Genomic DNA, 19,247 nt, shown 5'->3' on the forward strand with positions numbered 1-19,247 from the left:
TAGATAAATATGACAGCTACATTTATTCATCGTCCGGTCCTTTCTATTGTTATTTCTCTGGTAATTACCTTACTGGGCTTGTTGTCCTTTACCCAGCTCCCTGTCACTCAGTTTCCAGAGATTACCCCTCCCGAGGTCAATGTGACGTCAAAATTTATCGGGGCAAATGCCGAAGCTGTGGTCAAGGCGGTTGTGACCCCGCTTGAACGAGCCATTAATGGTGTTGCCGGAATGGCCTACATGTCGTCCGTTTCCGGAAATGATGGCACGAGTATTATCCAGATTATTTTTAACGCCGGGACCGACCCGGAAATTGCCGCTGTGAATGTTCAGAACCGAGTGGCTTCCGCCTTGGATGAGTTGCCCCCAGAGGCTATAAAATCCGGGGTAATCGTCGAAAAGGTACAAAACAGTATGTTGTTGTATATCAACATTCACAGCCTGGATCCCACCATAGACGAAAAATTTCTTTACAATTTTACTGATATCAATATCCTGAAGGAGCTGAAAAGAATAGATGGTGTAGGGTTTGCTGAAATTATGGGTTCAAGGGAATATGCCATGCGTGTGTGGTTAAGGCCCAATAAACTTGTCATGTACAACATATCAGCTCTTGAGGTTATCGAAAAATTACAAGCCCAGAATGTAGAAGCCGCACCGGGTAAAATTGGCGAGAGCTCAGGTAGGGATAGGAACGTCCAGGCCCTTCAGTACGTATTGAAATATACCGGCAAGCACAATACAAGAGAAGCCTATGAAGACATTGTGTTAAGCAGTACGGATGAAGGGGAAATTTTGCGGCTAAAAGATGTTGCAGACGTTGAATTCGATTCACAAGATTATGATGTTCTTTCCAAAGAAAACGGGCAAGCCTCTGCGGCCATTCTGTTAAAACAGCGGCCTGGCAGCAATGCCAAGGAAGTGATTAAATCGATCAAAGAAAAAATGCAGGAAATTAAATCAACGGCATTTCCCCCGGGAATGGATTACAGTCTCAGTTATGATGTTTCTGAGTTTTTGGATGCCTCCATTAACCAAGTTCTGACAACGTTAATTGAAGCATTTCTTTTGGTATCCCTGGTGGTGTTTGTCTTTCTGCAGAATGTTCGACTCACCATCATTCCTATTTTGGCCGTACCGGTATCCCTGGTCGGCACATTTTTCTTTATGCACATAATGGGTTTTTCCCTGAATCTCATCACACTCTTTGCATTGGTTCTTGCCATAGGGATTGTAGTCGATAACGCGATCGTGGTGATTGAAGCCGTTCATGCCAAAATGGAGAATTCAGGAATTGGAGCCCAGCCGGCTACGGAACAAGCCATGCATGAAATTAGCGGGGCCATTATTGCCATTACCCTCGTTATGTCGGCTGTGTTTTTGCCCGTCGCGTTTATGGATGGCCCGACGGGAATTTTTTATAGACAGTTTTCCTTGACTATGGCCTGTTCTATTATTTTTTCAGGGGTCACCGCCCTCACACTGACCCCAGCCCTTTGTACCGTTTTTCTTAAAGATACTCACAACAGCCAACAGCCTCAAAATGCGCGGCTGCAGAAATTATTTCATGGATTTAATCGTTGGTATGACAATCTGTCCGATAATTATCAAAAACTTATTAGCGCGATAGCGAACAGAAGAGTTGTGACTTTTGGGATCCTGCTTGGTTTTTCCTTAGGCACCGGTTTGGTCGGGGCGTTTGTTCCATCGGGCTTTATTCCTAATGAAGATCAGGGAACAATTTATGCCAATGTTACTGCTCCAACGGGCGCGACTCTCGAACGTACGGAAAAAGTTGTGGATGAAGTGCAACAGATTGCATCCGGATTTGAGGATGTGACATCCGTCTCAAGCCTTGCGGGATTCAGCATCCTGTCTGAAGGTACAGGTTCCGTCTATGGGATGAATCTCATCAGTTTGAAAAATTGGAATGAACGAACGGCCTCTGATAGGGAAATTATCGGCATTCTTGAAGAAAAAACCAAACATATTAAAGATGCCAGTATTGAATTTTTTACCCCTCCCCCCGTACCGGGTTATGGGAATTCCAGCGGTTTTGAAATGCGGTTGTTAGACAAAACCGGTTCGGATTCCCTTGCAGAATTACAAAAAACGGCCGATGACTTTGTCCATGACCTCAACCAACGGCCGGAAATCGCTAATGCCTTTACCACCTTCAATGCGCGTTTTCCACAATATCTGTTACATATTGATGGCGAGAAGGCGGCTCAAAAGGGTGTCACCGCGGAAAACGCGATGAACACCCTTCAAGCACTGATTGGCAGTGTGTATGCGACTAACTTTATCCGTTTCGGTCAGATGTATAAAGTCATGGTACAGGCGCTACCCGAATTTCGTGCAGAACCTGAAGACCTGATGAAGTTATATATTAAAAATGACGCGGGTGAAATGGTCCACTTTTCTTCTTTTCTTCGCGTTGAAAAAATTTATGGTCCTGAACAGGTGACCCGTTACAATATGTACCCATCAGCCATGATCAATGGGCAGCCTGCAACCGGGTATAGCAGCGGTCAGGCTATTACGGCCATCAAAGAGGTGGCTGCCAGTAAATTACCGAAAGGGTTTGGGTACGATTGGGCAGGGTCTTCGCGAGATGAAGCCCAGATGGGCAATCAGGCCGTTTACATTTTTCTCATTTGTTTAATATTCGTGTATCTACTCCTCGCCGCACAATATGAGAGTTTTCTGCTGCCCATGCCGGTGATTCTTTCGCTACCCATTGGGGTGTTCGGTGCCTTATTTTTCCTCTTACTGATGGGTTTGGAAAATAATATCTACGCTCAAATCGCGATGATCATGTTAATCGGCATCCTCGGTAAAAATGCCATTCTGATAATCGAATTCGCCACATTACAACAAAAGCGAGGAAAATCTCCGCTTGAAGCAGCGATTGAAGGGGCGGCCATTCGTTTACGCCCTATTTTGATGACATCATTTGCATTTATTGCCGGGCTTCTCCCTTTAATGTTTGCCTCGGGTGCAGGGGAGATTGGGAACAATACCATTGGCTCGGCGGCGGCTGGAGGTATGTTTTTCGGGACCATTTTTGGCGTGATTCTTATCCCGGGCTTATTTGTGGTATTTGCAACGATGGGAACGACACAAAATCTTGAGGAAGAATCAACGACAGGGAAGGCTCCGCGATTAAGTTTCAAGTCTCGGTTTAAATTTGCCCGCAGGTTGGCAAAACTTCAATAGTTCCTGATTCCTCAGGGAGTTCCGTCGAATTTCAACGAATACTTGAATTTCTTCCCTCATACACAATGAAACGTTATCTGTATTCCAATCTTTTCATTTTGTTCCTGATTTTATTTTTTAATGGTTGCACAGGACTTAAAACCGACTTGGCTATTCCGGAAAACGAAATGCCAACAAGCTTTAAGGATAAAACAGATACCACCAATATTGCCGACATACAGTGGAAAGATTACTTTGTCGATCCGCTTCTCCATAACTTAATAGATACCGCCATAAAGAATAATATTGATTTGCAAATGGCACTGCAGCGAATTGAAATTGCGCGTTCAAGTGTCAGAGCAGCAACCGGAGCACTGATGCCGACGATGGGTTTGGGCGTCGGAACCGCTATTCGCCGATTCGGACGGTACACCATGGACGGGGCAGGGAACGCGACGACCGACATTACTCCCGGACAAACCGTTCCCACCAATTTGCCTGATCTTTTTGTGGGCCTACAGTCATCGTGGGAGGTTGATATTTGGGGCAAGCTGCAAAATCAGCGCAGTTCCGCCATGGCCAAATTTTTGGGAAGTATCGAAGGGACGAGCTTTGTCGTGTCTAATCTGGTAGCCGATGTCGCAATTTACTATAACGAATTGCGGGCATTGGACAATGAATTGGACATCATCAGGCAAACCCTCCACACACAGTACGAATCGTTGGAAGTGATTGAACTGCAGAAGGAAACCGGCAGGGCAACCGAATTAGCCGTGGAATTATTTAAGGCTCAAGTGCTCAATACCAGCATTTTGGAAAAAGAGGTTTTGCAACAAATTACGATCACGGAAAATCACATAAACTTCTTGTTAGGGCGCTTTCCAGAACCCATTGAACGGACCAAAGGCGAATATTTCACAGATATTCCACATGAGATTTCGTCGGGAGTTCCTTCACAATTACTGGCAAACCGCCCGGATGTCCGTGAAGCCGAATTTCAGATCAAGGCCAGTAAGTTCGATTTGAAAGTGGCTAAAGCTGCTTTTTTCCCAACCTTTAATATTACGGCAAGTTTTGGGTTTCAAGCCTTCAATCCCGATTTTTTATTAGTGGCGCCCGCCTCAATCGCGTATACCACGGTTGGCACGTTGGTCGCCCCACTTATTAATAGAAATGCCTTACAAGCACAGTTCCATCTTGCCGAAGCTCATCAGCTGACTGCCATGTATCATTATCAGAAAACAATTTTGAACGCCTATGTTGAAGTGGCCAATGAACTCTCTAATATTCATAACCTGCGAAAAATCAATGCTTTGAAAAAGCAACAAAACAAAGTCCTGCGACAATCTGTCGAAACGTCACACTTACTCTATAGATATGGCAGGGCAAGCTACCTGGAGGTCCTTATTGCACAACGGAATGCTTTGCAATCCAACCTCGAATTAATCAATTTTGCCAAGCAATTACGAATAGCGGTCGTAAAAATATACAAGGCATTAGGAGGAGGATGGAAATAAGATGTCACTTCCGGAATTAACATTGGATAATGTGGAGCGGTGACCAAGAGGCTGGGATTGGGATCGATTGGGCAGGATTTCTCGTAGATTGGAGGGATCGTGTTTGATAGGAACGGTGAATAGTATTTGCCTTTGGCAGTTGAAGCTTCAATAGCCCCAATTATATAGCATGGTTGAAGACTTCAACCGATATGATGAGCAGGCTATTCCGTTATCCTTACTGTATCTTGAGTTCGCTTTAACCTTGGATTCAAGGTACTCTCGGTTTATCTTGTGTCGTGACTCTCGCGCTCCGGTTTATGAAAATAAAATGATGGGACCGCTAGTTTATCATAGCCTTCAACCCGGAAAATAATGCATGAGAGTGCAAGCGGGCATATTGGGAGCTTTGTATGGGGTTGTGGTCTTCACGGGATCGGCCTTGGGCGATCTTTTCGAGGTCAAGGAAACCGTGGAAGAGGCCATTTGCAAAAAAATGGCCACGGATTATGCGAATGATCCCAACTCCCTTACCGTACAAGCCATCGCGCAATTACAAATCTGTCTGGCTCAAACATTGAGGAAGACTGACTCGCCCGTCATATCAAAAAAATTCGAAAGAGAATCTCTTTCCCCATCGACAGGTATTGTTGATACCACACTCCCGACACCCCCAACCCCTCCAACACCACCCAAGTCCCTGAAGATTCGGTGAGAAGGGTTTCTTGCCTTTTTCTTCATCCACCCTCCCATAACCAGATACATAAAGAAGGCGGATGGAAATGATAGGGGGAATTTTTTTTGCTGTGGATGATTCCGTCGGGTAGAGGTCCATTGTCTCAGTCCTTACTTCGGAATGGGTCCTCAACCGGATGGCGGAATGACAGACGAATTGGAACGAGGTTTCGGCCGAACCGGTGAATACTTCGTAAATCTCTCTACCGGTTTTTGGCTCTATTTAGATTTGTTTTTTTTGAATTGTCTTTGTCGCAGTACCTTCGGCAAATTTATCGAAATTGCTCAGGTACCGGTTGCGGCTTTTTCTCCTTGACTTCCATATCCGATCAACAGCGATTTGACCATTTCATAAAAGCCACTCACCGCAATCAGGATTGTCTCGTCGCAGAACTCATAATCCGGCTGATGGAGGCCTGGTGCATGCTCACCAATACCGAGTCCAAAATGGAGTATGGGGCAAATATCGCCAAAATGTCCAAAGTCCTCCGACCAGCGGAACGGTTTGGGAATTTCCATAGCCTCAATTCCCGTATCCAGGCACACGCGCTCCAGGGTATCAACCAAGGCATCATCGTTAATTGTCGCCGGAAAATCCTGCACCCACTCGACTTCTGCAAAAAGTCGTTCCGCCTCGGCACAAAGACGAACACACTGTTCCGCTTCGCGACGTAAATTTTGAAGGCCCGCCGCGGAAGCTGCACGAAGCGTAGCACACACAGTTGCTTCTCCCGGTGTGAGCCCAAACGACATGAGTCCAAGCTGCGCATGCGTCAGCGTGAGCATACAATAGGGATTGTCCGTGACCCTGCTCAATTGGGGCAGTTCAGCTAGAAGCCGTCCTACTGCATTCGCAGGAGAGCGAGCCTGTTCGGGCTCGGCCGCGTGAGACGCTTGGCCAAGGAGACGAACTTTCATTCCGACAGAGGCACTGGCGAACGTCCCCCGTCGATACACGATATGCCCCCTGGGAAATCCTGGTAGATTATGCAGGGTGATAGCGCAATCCGGACGGAACTTTTCAAAATTCGGATCATCGATAATTGCCCGTGCGCCTGCCCCTGTTTCCTCTGCAGGCTGAAACAAGAGGACCACTCGTCCACAGGTTGGTGGCGTGCGATAAAGCAGGGGGGCCATGCCCGCCACGATGGCCATATGTCCGTCGTGCCCGCATCGGTGGGCGATATTTGCTCCTGGCACGAGCCATTGGTTCTTATCTGCTTCTTCCACAGGCAGTCCATCCAGTTCACACCGTAACATGACTGTTGGCCCTGGATGTTGGCCATTATAGACCGCTGCGATCCCATAACCACCGAGATGGGTCAACAGTTTGTCCGGTGGATAGGAATGTAAAAAATTTGTGATGAGTGTTGACGTCATGACCTCTGACCCGGCCACTTCCGGGCAAGCCGCAAGGGAGCCACGAAGTGTGACTAGAATGCCTTCAAGTATGTGGTCCTGCCGAATGTTCTGCATGGTTTTTATTTTATGGGGGCAAGGTGTCTCTGTCCACTCGCGCGGATTAATTGCGTTCGGAGCTTTGGCCAAACGCGGAATTGTCGAGCCAATGGTGTTGTATCCGATTACGATCAGGACAGGTTATGTCATGGGTCACAGATTGCGCGGAATCGATGAACCTCATAATCCGTGATTCACTTTACAAGGTCCAAATGAGAACGGAAATAGTCGATGGCTTTTTCCAGGCCTTGTTCCAACGTAATCCGAGGTTCCCACTTGAGCAGAGTGGTGGCCTTTTCGATATTGGGTCGGCGTACTTTAGGGTCATCGATTGGAAGGGGGTGTTGCGTGATTGTGCTTGATGAGTTGGTGAGTTTGATCACCGTTTTGGCAATGTCCATGACGGTGAGTTCTTGTGGATTGCCGATGTTAACAGGGTCATGTATGGAGCCGAGGTTGGCCTGAGTTTTTCCGAAGCGAACCGAATTTTGAACATCCTGATTCTTTCGAAATTCGTCTGGCGGGGCTTGAAGAAGCAATAGAATTCCCGCGACCAGGTCATCGACGTAACAAAAGCTGCGGGTCTGTGACCCATCGCCATAGACCGTTAACGGATGTCCTTGTAAGGCTTGCACGATAAAGTTGGACACCACCCGCCCATCTTTTGGGCGCATCCGTGGGCCATAGGTGTTGAAGATTCTGACGATTCTTGTGTCGAGGCCATGAAAGCGATGGTAGGCGGTGGTTAAGGCTTCGGCAAATCGTTTTGCTTCGTCGTAGACACCTCGTGGGCTAATGGGGTTAACGTTGCCCCAATAGGACTCCGGCTGCGGGTTGACCAGTGGATCTCCGTAGACTTCGGATGTGCTGGCAAGGAGAAATCGCGCCTGTTTCGCCTTGGCTAACCCCAGCGCTTTGTGTGTGCCTAACGCGCCGACCTTCATGGTGGCGATGGGAAATTCAAGATAGTCCTGCGGACTCGCCGGTGATGCAAAATGCATGACGGCATCGACTGGTCCGTCGACATGAAGATAATCGCAGACATTGTAGTGAATAAACGAAAACTTCGGATGTCCCATGAGTGCACCGATATTCTCTGTACGTCCGGTAAGGAGATTGTCCAGGCATATGACGGTATGTCCTTCATGGATAAGCGTTTCACACAAATGACTTCCTAAAAAACCGGCTCCTCCCGTCAAGAATATCCGCATGCCGTTTCTCCTTCTATTCGCATCATTTTCGTGGTAATTTGTAATGTGGCGTGGATCTTGTCCAAAGTCGTTAAGGTATTAGATAATAGGGAGGATGTCTATGTCATTTTTAAATAATTCTCCTTTTTCTTTTCCACTGAGCCGTCGGGCCCTTTTCAAACTTGGCGGACTGGCCACCATCGGCATGGGATTTCCTGGATGCGATCTGGGGTCCATGTTTGCAGTTCCTCCCAGGGAGACCACTTATTTTACGTCAAATGATAAATTTTACACTGTGAATTTCATGGATGCTTCTTATAATTTTACCCGTGACTTGGATGTGGAGCAATGGAAAATGGTGGTAAAGGGCGCTGTAGAACGCCCTCTGGTGATGAAATGGCGTGATCTGCTCAATCGGGAATCTTTTGATCAGGCTGTGACGCTGATGTGTATTGATACCCTTCCAGGCGGGAGTAGTTTGGGGACCGCTATGTGGAGAGGAATTTCCCTTAAAAAACTTTTGCAGGACATCGGAGCCGATGAAGACACCGCCCGGGATGTGATTTTTCGAGCATCTGACGGATATTCCGACAGTATTCCATTTGCCAGAGCCATGGAAGATGATGTCATGTTGGCCTATCTGATGAATGGGGAAAAGCTTCCTAAGGATCACGGTTTTCCGGTTCGCCTGATTGTTCCAGGTCTCTACGGGATTAAAAATGTGAAGTGGATTACGGAAATCGAAGTCTATAACGGCGATTACCTTGGCTACTGGCAACAGAAAGGTTGGACGGATGATGGGACCATTCATATCTTTTCCCGCATCGATAGCCCCGGTCATTACCAGTCTTTACAAGGGTTTCAACAGCGATTACGCGGGATTGCCTATGGAGGACCGGAGAGCATCAGTGAGGTTCAACTCAGTTTTGATCAGGAGAAAACCTGGGTGTCCGCCGAAATCGAACCACCGTTGTCTCCTTTAACCTGGGTGATTTGGAATTATGATTGGAGTCCGCCAAAACCTGGCAAGCACATGGTGTCTGTCAGGGCCATCGATACGAAGGGAAAGATCCAAACCTCGGAAATCACGAGGCCACAGCCAGCTGGGGCGACAGGATTGCATTCCATTGTTCTGGATGTGCTGAACGCCTAAACGGCGTTATCAGGCTTTCTAGCGGTCGTGCGAATAGAGAGCTCCTGTAGTTGTTCTGTTGTGACGGGGGAGGGGGCTTCGGTCATCAGGCATTGAGCCTTCTGTGTTTTAGGGAACGGGATCACTTCTCGAATCGATTCCGTCTTGCCGAGTAACATCACCAACCGATCAAGTCCCAGGGCGATCCCTCCATGAGGCGGTGCCCCTGATTCCAAGGCATCTAAGAGAAATCCAAATTTTTCACGGGCCTCCGTTTTGGAGATGTTGAGTAAGTCAAAGACTTTTGACTGAACCTGTGGCGCATGAATTCGAATACTTCCTCCACCTAACTCAAAGCCATTCAAAACCAGGTCATAGGCTTGCGTTCGAATCTGGAGAGGATCGGTTTCCAGAAGCGGCATATCTTCTGAGTGAGGGGCCGTAAAGGGATGGTGCAGAGCGATATACCGTTTGGCGGTATCGTCATATTCAAACATTGGAAAGTCCATGACCCATAGCGGTTCCCACCGGTTTCGATCAATCAATCCTAGCTCCTCCCCCAGCAGCAGGCGAAGGCGGCCTAAGACTTGGTGGACAATAGGCGCTTGATCTGCGACAAAGATGAGCAGGTCCCCGGTTTCGGCCGAGGGGAGGGCGTCACGTAGGGTTTGGGGATTAAAGAATTTGGCGATAGAGGAATCCAGATTCCCCTCTTCGTTAATTTTGACCCAGGCGAGCCCCTTGGCACCAAATTCTTTTGCGGTATCGATTAGATTGTCAATCCGGTTGCGGGTAAAGGCGTTGCCACCGGGAATAACGAGGGCTTTCACAATCCCACCGTTTTCCACTGCGCTCTTAAAAACTTTGAAGTCACAGGTTGCGGCGAATTGACTCAGGTCCTGTAACTGCAGATCAAAGCGGAGATCCGGTTTGTCCGTCCCATAACGTCCCATGGCCTCCTCAAAGGACAGCCGGGGCAATGGGGAGGGGAGGTCAATATTCTTCGTCTCTTTAAAGACCAGTCTGACCATATGTTCGATCAACTGCATAATATCTTCCTGATCAACGAAAGACATTTCCAGATCTATTTGTGTGAATTCTGGCTGGCGATCCAACCGGAGGTCTTCATCACGAAAGCACCGGGCAATTTGATAATAACGATCAGTTCCCCCGATCATAAGAATCTGCTTAAAGAGTTGCGGCGATTGGGGAAGAGCAAAAAATTCACCAGGGTTGACTCGACTCGGGACGAGATAATCTCGTGCGCCCTCCGGAGTACTTTTTGTTAAAATCGGTGTTTCCACCTCTATGAACTGATTGTTATGAAGATATTGCCGTACGAGATGGGACACCTGACTGCGGAGTTGAAGAAGTTCTTGCATCTTTGGCCGGCGTAGGTCCAGATACCGGTGTTTTAACCGAAGTGTCTCAGTGGTGGTGATGGTATCGTCGAGGGCAAAGGGGAGGGGTTTGGCTTCATTGAGAATCACAAGGGACGTACTTCGAATTTCTATGGCACCAGTTGGAATATGAGGGTTTGCTGAGCCCTCGGGACGTAATGTCACCTCACCGGTGATGGCCACGACGTATTCATTGCGGAGACGATCGGCTAGTTGATGCACAGTGGGTTGCCGCTCTGAATCAAACACGATTTGTGTGAGGCCGTAGCGATCACGAAGATCAATGAACCTCACTCCCCCATGGTCGCGGCGACTGGCAACCCAGCCGGCTAAGGTCACGGTTTGGCCTACATGGTCTAAGGAGAGTTCACCGCAATGATGTGATCGTTTCAACGAAAAAATCCTTTCCAACGCCTAAAAGCTTTTGATGGCAGAACATAAAACCGAGAATGCGGAATGCTTAAGTTTTAAACTTGAACCGGCTTTTTGATGTGACGCCGGGTCGGCGGGGCCGTGCGTTGCCGGTTGTGCCAGGGGTTGAGATCGTTTTCTTACTCCTGATGGGTTTCGGGTTTCCCTGGCGTGGCCAAAACTGACTAGCGGGTCCCGATTTAGGAAAATTTTCCATTTTTTTGATTGGTTGATCTTTGGATCGGTGCACCCTTGCTTGGCCGATCGTTCCTACAGACGTTGCAGTGCTCCTCCTTTTGATGGAACTCGGGTTTGGTGTGCGTGGCCGAGAAGGAGTCGCAGGTCTGGAGGGAGAGCGATCTTCCGTTTTCTTAATCAGCGGACGAGTTGGTGTCCATGGTCGTGTTTGGCCGGTCTTTTTGGCAGGTGACGCGATATTCTTGCTTCTGATGACATTGGCGGTTGCGGGACGTGGCCGTAATGGACCTGCAGGTCTCGATAGGCGCATCTGTGCATTTTTCGGCTGCCGGACAGTCGGACCTGGCGATTCAGGTGCGATGAGTAAATGGCGTAAGTCGTTCGCTTCCTTATCTGTTAAATATCGGGTTTGGCCTGGGGGAAGGGTTCCAAGGTTCAGAGGTCCAAACTGAACGCGTTTTAACCGGATCACGGGATGGCCGATTTGCTCAAACATTCGTTTGACCTGGTGTTTACGTCCTTCATGGATGGTAATTTCCACCCAGGAATTAGCGGCCGCTTTTCCGGCCTTTTTGACTTTGGCTGGAGCTGTGGGCCCGTCTTCCAACGTCAGCCCATGTCGGAGTTTTTGGATTTCAGATTCTTCTAGGATACCCTTAATTTTCACCAGGTAGGTTTTATGGACATGGTGTGCGGGGTGAAGGCAGGCTTGTGCAATATCACCGTTATTGGTGAGCAGGAGTAAGCCTTCACTATCATAATCTAAGCGTCCGACCGGAAATAGTCGTATGGAAGGTTTCGGGACCAAGGCTTTAATCGTGGGGCGACCGGCAGGATCATGCAAGGTGGAGATGTATCCCACTGGCTTATTAAGCATGAGAAACATATCGGGAGGTCGGGACTTCAAATGGCGCCCTTCGACCTTGATGTGGTCGACAGCAGGATCAACTTTGGTCCCTAGCGTCATGACGGTTTCCCCGTTGACGGTGACCAGCCCATGTTGGATCAGTTCCTCAGCCTTGCGTCTGGAAGCGACTCCGGAACGGGCGATGATTTTTTGTAAACGGACTGTTTTCTCTGCCTGAGCCATATCTATTCCCATTCGATCGTTGCTGGCGGTTTTGAGCTGATGTCATACACCACACGATTGATCCCTTGAACTTCATTGATAATCCGATTGGACATTTTGCCCAACACCTCTGGTGGAATCACGCCCCAGTCCGCAGTCATGCCGTCCGTACTGGTGACAGCACGAATGGCGATCACGGATTCGTAGGTCCGTTGGTCGCCCATGACTCCCACGGTTTGGATTGGCAGCAAGACCGCAAATGATTGCCAGATGATTCTTGACAGTCCGGCTCGTTCAATTTCGTCACGAACAATAGCATCCGCCTCACGAAGGATGGCTAGGCGCTGGGTGGTCACGGAACCAATGATGCGAATCGCTAAGCCTGGACCGGGAAAGGGTTGTCTCCAGACAATATCCTCCGGTAGACCTAATTCCAACCCCAATTGACGAACTTCATCTTTAAACAACTCTCGAAAAGGTTCAATCAGTTTGAATTTCATGCGCTTCGGCAAGCCACCGACATTATGATGTGTTTTAATCGTTGCCGATGGTCCTTTCACGCTCAGACTTTCGATGACATCCGGATACAGTGTCCCCTGAACTAAAAACCCGACTTTACCTAAGGATATCGCTTCCTGTTCAAAAACCTTAATGAATTGACGACCAATGATTTTTCGTTTGCGTTCCGGGTCTGTTGTGCGCCCCAGTGCTGCCAGAAATGTGTTTGCGTGGTCGGCAATGCGAACCTTCAGATGATAGGCGGAATCGAAAGTTGTTTGTAATTGTGCCACTTCATTCTTTCGCATGAGGCCATTGTCGATGAAGAGACAGGTCAATTGGTCGCCGATTGCTCGGTGGGCAAGAACAGCGGCCACAGTGGAATCCACTCCTCCGCTGAGTGCGCAAATGACCTTGGCGTTTCCAACAGTTTGCCGAATGTCTGTCACGGCCTGTTCAATGAATGACCCCATTGTCCAGGTTGGCTCGCAGCGGCAGATATGACGTGCAAAGTTTTGAAGAATCGTTGACCCATGAAGGGTGTGGATGACTTCAGGGTGAAACTGGATCCCAAAGAGCTGTTGCGTGTCATTGGAGGATTTCATCGCAGCAATCGGGGCATGGGCCGTGTGGGCGATCACATGAAATCCGGGTGGAAGCTGTTGTACTGAATCTCCATGGGACATCCAGACCGGAAATGCAATTGTGGGATCGAGATCAAGAAATAAATTCGTGTTGTCGTCAATGGTTAAATCGGCTCGACCGAATTCACGATGAGGTGTGGGGTTGACGGTTCCGCCACATTGATGAGCGAGCAATTGCATACCATAGCAGATCCCCAGAATGGGTATGGCAAGATCAAAGATTTGGCTGTCAATTTTCGGAGAATGGGCCTGAGTGACGCTGGCGGGTCCTCCCGAAAAAATAATCCCTTTGGGGTGATAGTTAAGAATATCCTGAACCGTCGCCTGCGAGGGGAGAATCACGGAAAAAATGTGGAATTCGCGTATCCGCCGTGCGATGAGTTGCGTATACTGCGATCCAAAATCCAGAATGACAATGGTATCGTGGTGCGAGTGCATGGCGTGCCGGTCAATTCGTCAACGGGGGACCTGACTGACTTGGGAAAGAATCAGATCTTAGTCAGCCCGATAATTGGGGGCCTCCTTAGTAATCACCACATCATGAACGTGGGCTTCTCGCAGCCCTGCAGAGGTCAGTTGAATGAACTGAGCGTTCTGTTGTAGTTCTTCGATTGTTCGACATCCGCAGTACCCCATTCCTGCCTTCAGCCCTCCGACTAACTGATAGACCATGACTGCGAGGTTTCCTTTGTAGGGAACACGGGCTTCAATGCCTTCAGGGACTAATTTTGAAGATTCGCGGCCCTCTTGAAAGTAACGATCCTTCCCTCCGCGTTCCATGGCCCCCAGTGATCCCATTCCCCGATATTCTTTGTAGGTTCGGCCTTGATATAATACGGTCTCCCCTGGAGATTCTTCGGTTCCCGCAAAGAGTGATCCAATCATCACGCAAGAGGCTCCGGCCGCGAGGGCTTTGGTGAGATCTCCCGAATATTTTATGCCTCCATCAGCAATCAAGGGTATTTGGTGTTCTTTGGCGATGGTGGCGCAATCCGCAACTGCGGTCAATTGTGGGACTCCGGCTCCTGAAACGATTCTGGTGGTGCAGATTGAGCCTGGCCCGACTCCAACTTTAATAGCATCTGCTCCGGCTTTAATGAGATCCAGCGTGGCAGCAGAAGTTGCAACATTTCCTGCCATTAGTTCCAGGTCTGGATAGCGGGATTTAATATCTTTGACTTTTTCCAGGACGCTTTGGGAGTGCCCATGGGCGGTATCGACAACGATTAGATCAATTCCAGCTTTTGTGAGCCGTTCCAGGCGTTCTTCTACGTCGGGTCCGACCCCGACGGCCGCGCCAACGCGCAACCGTCCATGCGCATCTTTGCAAGCATAGGGATATTTGATTTTTTTCTGAATGTCTTTGATGGTGATCAGCCCTTTTAACTCAAATTGATCATTTACAACAGGAAGTTTTTCAATGCGATGCTCATGAAGAATTGCCTGGGCCTGGTCTAATCCCGTGCCTTCAGGGGCAGTCACGAGGTTGTTTTTAGTCATAACCTGAGAAACTTTGAGATCCAAACGATTTTCAAAACGAAGATCTCGGTTCGTTAAGATGCCGACCAATTTTCCATCTTTGGTTACAGGGATTCCAGATATGCGATAGGTCGCCATAAGATGGTGTGCATCGCGAATGGTATGATCTGGGGAGATGGTGATTGGAGAAAGGATCATCCCGCTCTCTGATTTTTTGACCTTATCGACTTCTGAGGCTTGCATGTCAGGGGAGAGCGCGCGGTGAATTATTCCAATCCCCCCTTCGCGTGCTATTGCAATGGCCAATCGCCCTTCGGTTACGGTGTCCATGGCCGCGCTCAGAATTGGGATATTAATCCGAATATTTCGAGTGAGTTGGGTGGAGGGATCCACCTCAGAGGGGATGATATTTGAATGGCGCGGCACCAGGACCACGTCATCAAAAGTGAGTCCCATCCGTAATTGTTTTTCCAACATGCGTTAGGCCTTGTATTTCGTCCCCTGCCGAATTGTGGATGCGAAAAAGCCTTTCATCTTAATTTTCTTTTGAAAGGCAGTCAATGTGCCTTTGGTTATACTTGATGGGTTTATCGAGAAACACACAAGACTGCTCAGGATCGGCAGCTCAATGTGTTCCCATACCGGGAATCCGGTTCGGCACTATGAAAAATGCCAAAGGGTAATCCCTGCACCCTCTGGCATTTGATGTTAATGTGTGTGGTTGTTTCCCGGGTTTTGCCAGAGCGATGTGGCTATTCTGCTGCCTCAGGAATAAAGGCCATCGTTTCCTCTTCCTGGAAATGATCTTCGGCTTCTTCTGCCGGCATGAATTCTTGCACTCGCATGTTTCCGCTATCAACCGAATAGACGTGTCCTCTGGAGTCAGCTCCAATTCCATAGGGAAAGTTGAATTGGCCATCCTGAGAGCCAAAGCCGCCCCATTGGGTGATAAAGTTACCGTCTCGATCAAACTTTTGGATGCGTTGGTTGCCGGTATCACTGACAAATACGTCTCCTGATTCATCGACTGCCACACCCCAGGGTGAGCGAAATTGTCCCGGTTCTTGTGCCTGAGCGCTGCTGGCATGGCCAGGTCCAATGCCTCCGCCCCACTTGGTAAGTAATTGGGGGAGGACGTTTGAGCTGGTATCAAATTTTTGAATCCGATGATTACCCATATCGACCACATAGACGGTTCCATCTGTTTGATCCACCGCAATGCCTCGGGCAAAATAAAACTGCCCGTCCCCATTCCCAAAGCTTCCCCACTGCATAATAAACTCTCCGGTTTCATCAAATTTTTGAACCCGGAAGTTGGCACTATCTACGACGTACAGGTACCCGCGTACCCTGTCGACCGCCACTCCCCATGGAGCATTAAACTGTCCTTCGCCATTCCCGCGGGATCCCAGTTTCATCATATAATGGCCTAATTTCCCATCAAACTTTTGAATCCGATGGTTATTGGTGTCAGCCACATACACATTCCCATTCCCATCGCATGCGATGCCTGTGGGATTATTGAACCCTCCGTTAGCGGATCCGAAATTTCCCCATAACAGGATAAAATTACCATTCCTGTCGAATTTCTGGATGCGGTTGTTCCCGTTATCAACCACAAATAATGACCCTTGGCGATCAATCGTTAGGCCGTATAGAGGGCTAATAAATTCTCCACCATGGAGTAGGGAAGCTCCTCGGCCTGGTTTTCCCCACTTGGAGGCACAAATATACCCAGACGTGTTAAGAAGGATGTTGGTGCTGGCGGGAACAGAAACGTTGTTGTTGGCGTCTTTAAACCAAACGTAAACGGTTTTTGTGCCATCGGTTGGCGAGGTGGTAAAAGGAATAGTGGCTCCAAATTTTTGTTCCGGTTCCACTTCAACCCACCCAGGCATGGTCCCGCTTGGAGTCATAGGGTTTTCAGAGATGAAATAGGCAGCCACTCCGCTGTCCACGTCTTTAGCTGAGATGGTGGCGACCATATCGGGACTATTGGTCATGTAAGCCCCATGATTAATGACGATGTCAGGATTTTGAGGTGCCGAGATGTCAATCAAAACCGGAATAGCGGTCTGTTCTTCAGATAGCCGGCTTTCTGCTCCATCTTCGGTCACCGACGTCATGGCATAAAAATATGCCGTGTTATTTGTGAGGCCACTATGAATATATGGAGTGGTCACACCTTCAATCTTTGTGGAGGTATCGGTTGAGAGGTTTGGTTCAGTACTAAAATAGAGGTTGTAACTGACAGCATTTGGAACTTCGAGCCAACTTAGGATGTTTTCTGTATCTCCGGGTTTGACGGCAAGGTTGATGGGGGCGGTAAGGTCGCTGGCAACCCGCTTTTCTTGTTTGCCTCGATTGAGTTCATCCTCAGTTGGGGCAAACTTGGTTAAACGGTGGTTGCCGCTGTCTATGACGTAGACAAATCCCTCTTTGTCCACCGCAATCCCTGACGGGAAATTCAGTTGCCCTTCGGTTAATCCCCGATTTCCCCACGAAGTGAGATAGGTCCCGCTAGAATCAAATTTTTGGACACGGTGATTTCCGCTGTCGACGACATACACATATCCTAAAGGGTCGCAGGCGACCCCCCATGGGGCTTTAAATTGGCCAGGGGCATTCCCTTCCTTTCCCCATTTCAGGAGAAAGTTACCACGTGCATCAAATTTTTGAATCCGATGGTTCCCCTCATCGGCAATATAAATATTCCCGACAAAGTCAACCGCGAGGCCGCGGGGATAAAAGAAGGCGCCGTCATATCCCCCATCACGCCCCCACTTAAGTACAGGGGAGCCGTCGGAAAGGAATTTTTGAATTCTGGCATTGCTGGTATCCGAGACAAACAGATTGCCTTGGGAATCGGTGGTAACACCCCAGGGGACATCAAATTTCCCCGCTTCCGCCCCTCTCCAGGCAAAACCGAATTTTCCCCATGCGTTGATAATATTTCCTTCGGAATCAAACTTTTGGATGCGATTGTTCCCACTGTCCGCCACATACACATCTCCTTCGGGGGATGTGGCAATGCCCCGCGGGTAGTAAAATTTTCCTTCGGTTGAATCAGGTTCGTCACCCCAACGTGCAAGAAATTTTCCCGATCGGTCAAACTTCTGAATCGAATGATTGTCTGTATCGCCGACATAGATATTTCCGTCTTTATCTATAGCAATGCCGGTTGGTGATTTGAATTCTCCATCGTCGACGCCTTCACACCCGATTTGCATTACGGGGAGGTAGGGAGAAGGAATGGACATTACCTCTTCGGATAAAAGACTTTCACCCTCTTCCGTAACCACAGAAATGGCATAGTGATAACAAAAGTTATTAGCTAGGTCGTTATGTTCGTAAGGAGAGATCGCTCCTTCAATGCAATTGGCTTTTTCTTTGGTTATCCCAACTTTTGGGATGAAATCCTCTTGGCCCGCAACTGGCCTGGTTAGTTCGTTGGGCTTAATTTGAACGCCCTTAGTGGTCATGAAGTAAACGTTGTAATACAGGGCTTCCGGGACAGGATCCCAGGTCAGGGTAATTCGCGTGTGATCAGGGATAGCGCGTAGGTTTGCTGGTGCCTGTGGAATATTGGCATCCTCGTTTTGTCCTGCTCCCCAGTCCTCCACTCCACTTTCTACGGTCACCATCTTTCGATTGAGCGGATTTCCATAAAATAAAACATCGAAAAGTTTTGTCATGCTGTTCCCCTGAAACTGATGAAGCAGTTGTGTGAAATTTGTAATTTATGCAATAAATACAATGACTTACGGCAAAGTCTACCAGGAGAAAAAGAGGGAAGTCAAGGAAAGTCCCAGCAGGCTATTTACCTCTTAACCTTCTTTGACAACAAGTCAAAGACGAGGAATTCCAGATTATTCCATTGAAGAAAAGTTGAGATCTAACGTCCCAAGAAATTCACCCTTTCGTCATCAGCACATAATAGGCGGGAATGCGTTAGAGGTTTACCACCTTAAGATGGTTGGCCAATTCCTGATTTTGTGACGTTGGCAGCCTGTGGACCCTTTGCTCCCTCTACCAAGTCAAATTCTACCGATTCCCCCTCTTTTAGAGATTTAAAGCCGTCTTCTTGAAGTGCGGAATAATGGACAAACACATCCTGTCCACCTTCAACTTGAATGAAGCCAAAACCTTTCCGATCATTAAACCATTTTACCGTTCCCTTACTTCTCATGATGGCCCTCCCCATTAGAGTATTTGTGGATATATAGAGTATTTGTGGATATATATTTCAAAAAAGTTGTGCGTGTTTAAAAAAAAAGCCGAAAAAGGAATCCATTCCTCTCTCGGCTTCACGGCGTAATATTCTTCTCACTTCTTTACC

12 protein-coding genes are annotated in these 19,247 nt (G+C 48.2%); 4 read left to right on the forward strand and 8 right to left on the reverse strand.

What is annotated here, in order from left to right; all coding sequences use genetic code 11:
• The first annotated feature begins 9 nt into the window (after positions 1–9).
• The 3 genes from LX98_RS07315 to LX98_RS07325 all read left to right on the forward strand — a co-directional run bounded on the left by LX98_RS07315 (position 10) and on the right by LX98_RS07325 (position 5,409).
• Entirely contained in the window at positions 10–3,219 is a 3,210-nt protein-coding gene (locus LX98_RS07315) for an efflux RND transporter permease subunit (RefSeq protein WP_496428280.1), read from the forward strand.
• A gap of 167 nt (positions 3,220–3,386) precedes the next feature.
• Positions 3,387–4,715, forward strand: coding sequence for an efflux transporter outer membrane subunit (locus tag LX98_RS07320; RefSeq protein ID WP_496428281.1), 1,329 nt, complete (start codon positions 3,387–3,389; stop codon positions 4,713–4,715).
• Positions 4,716–5,073: 358 nt separating this feature from the next.
• A complete protein-coding gene (locus tag LX98_RS07325; protein WP_496428282.1) occupies positions 5,074–5,409 on the forward strand; it encodes a hypothetical protein in 336 nt (111 codons plus the stop codon).
• Between the two features lie 305 nt (positions 5,410–5,714).
• Here LX98_RS07325 and LX98_RS07330 read toward each other — a convergent pair whose 3' ends face one another.
• Both LX98_RS07330 and LX98_RS07335 read right to left on the reverse strand, forming a co-directional pair.
• Positions 5,715–6,905, reverse strand: a complete 1,191-nt coding sequence (locus tag LX98_RS07330; RefSeq protein ID WP_496428283.1) for an amidohydrolase — start codon at positions 6,903–6,905, stop codon at positions 5,715–5,717.
• Positions 6,906–7,081: 176 nt separating this feature from the next.
• Positions 7,082–8,098 (reverse strand): NAD-dependent epimerase/dehydratase family protein, encoded by a 1,017-nt coding sequence (locus tag LX98_RS07335; protein ID WP_496428284.1) that lies wholly within the window; start codon positions 8,096–8,098, stop codon positions 7,082–7,084.
• A gap of 100 nt (positions 8,099–8,198) precedes the next feature.
• On the opposite strand from LX98_RS07335, the gene LX98_RS07340 reads away from it, so the two are divergent.
• On the forward strand, positions 8,199–9,230 hold the full coding sequence (locus tag LX98_RS07340) for a molybdopterin-dependent oxidoreductase (RefSeq protein WP_496428285.1): 1,032 nt from the start codon (positions 8,199–8,201) through the stop codon (positions 9,228–9,230).
• On the opposite strand, the gene aspS is transcribed toward LX98_RS07340, so the two are convergent.
• From aspS to LX98_RS07370, 6 genes are all read right to left on the reverse strand, one after another.
• A complete protein-coding gene (gene aspS / locus LX98_RS07345; RefSeq protein WP_496430578.1) occupies positions 9,227–11,011 on the reverse strand; it encodes an aspartate--tRNA ligase in 1,785 nt (594 codons plus the stop codon). The two genes, LX98_RS07340 and aspS, sit on opposite strands and share 4 nt — an antisense overlap.
• Positions 11,012–11,069: 58 nt before the next feature.
• Positions 11,070–12,308, reverse strand: coding sequence for a pseudouridine synthase (locus LX98_RS07350; RefSeq protein ID WP_496428286.1), 1,239 nt, complete (start codon positions 12,306–12,308; stop codon positions 11,070–11,072).
• Between the two features lie 2 nt (positions 12,309–12,310).
• Positions 12,311–13,867, reverse strand: coding sequence for a glutamine-hydrolyzing GMP synthase (gene guaA, locus LX98_RS07355; protein ID WP_496428287.1), 1,557 nt, complete (start codon positions 13,865–13,867; stop codon positions 12,311–12,313).
• A 57-nt stretch (positions 13,868–13,924) separates the two neighbouring features.
• Entirely contained in the window at positions 13,925–15,385 is a 1,461-nt protein-coding gene (guaB, locus tag LX98_RS07360; RefSeq protein WP_312641885.1) for an IMP dehydrogenase, read from the reverse strand.
• A 275-nt stretch (positions 15,386–15,660) separates the two neighbouring features.
• Positions 15,661–18,603, reverse strand: coding sequence for an SMP-30/gluconolactonase/LRE family protein (locus LX98_RS07365; protein WP_496428288.1), 2,943 nt, complete (start codon positions 18,601–18,603; stop codon positions 15,661–15,663).
• 272 nt (positions 18,604–18,875) lie between these two features.
• Positions 18,876–19,097, reverse strand: coding sequence for a cold shock domain-containing protein (locus LX98_RS07370; protein WP_312641881.1), 222 nt, complete (start codon positions 19,095–19,097; stop codon positions 18,876–18,878).
• Between the last annotated feature and the right edge of the window lie 150 nt (positions 19,098–19,247).

The organism is Nitrospira marina, assembly GCF_059568365.1.

Coding starts and splice junctions, on each gene's coding strand:
- LX98_RS07320 (WP_496428281.1), top strand. CDS start 3,387: ATGCCAACAAGCTTTAAGGATAAAACAGATACCACCAATATTGCCGAC.
- LX98_RS07330 (WP_496428283.1), bottom strand. CDS start 6,905: ATGCAGAACATTCGGCAGGACCACATACTTGAAGGCATTCTAGTCACA.
- LX98_RS07370 (WP_312641881.1), bottom strand. CDS start 19,097: ATGAGAAGTAAGGGAACGGTAAAATGGTTTAATGATCGGAAAGGTTTT.
- LX98_RS07315 (WP_496428280.1), top strand. CDS start 10: ATGACAGCTACATTTATTCATCGTCCGGTCCTTTCTATTGTTATTTCT.
- guaB (WP_312641885.1), bottom strand. CDS start 15,385: ATGTTGGAAAAACAATTACGGATGGGACTCACTTTTGATGACGTGGTC.
- LX98_RS07350 (WP_496428286.1), bottom strand. CDS start 12,308: ATGGCTCAGGCAGAGAAAACAGTCCGTTTACAAAAAATCATCGCCCGT.
- LX98_RS07325 (WP_496428282.1), top strand. CDS start 5,074: ATGAGAGTGCAAGCGGGCATATTGGGAGCTTTGTATGGGGTTGTGGTC.
- guaA (WP_496428287.1), bottom strand. CDS start 13,867: ATGCACTCGCACCACGATACCATTGTCATTCTGGATTTTGGATCGCAG.
- LX98_RS07365 (WP_496428288.1), bottom strand. CDS start 18,603: ATGACAAAACTTTTCGATGTTTTATTTTATGGAAATCCGCTCAATCGA.
- LX98_RS07335 (WP_496428284.1), bottom strand. CDS start 8,098: ATGCGGATATTCTTGACGGGAGGAGCCGGTTTTTTAGGAAGTCATTTG.
- LX98_RS07340 (WP_496428285.1), top strand. CDS start 8,199: ATGTCATTTTTAAATAATTCTCCTTTTTCTTTTCCACTGAGCCGTCGG.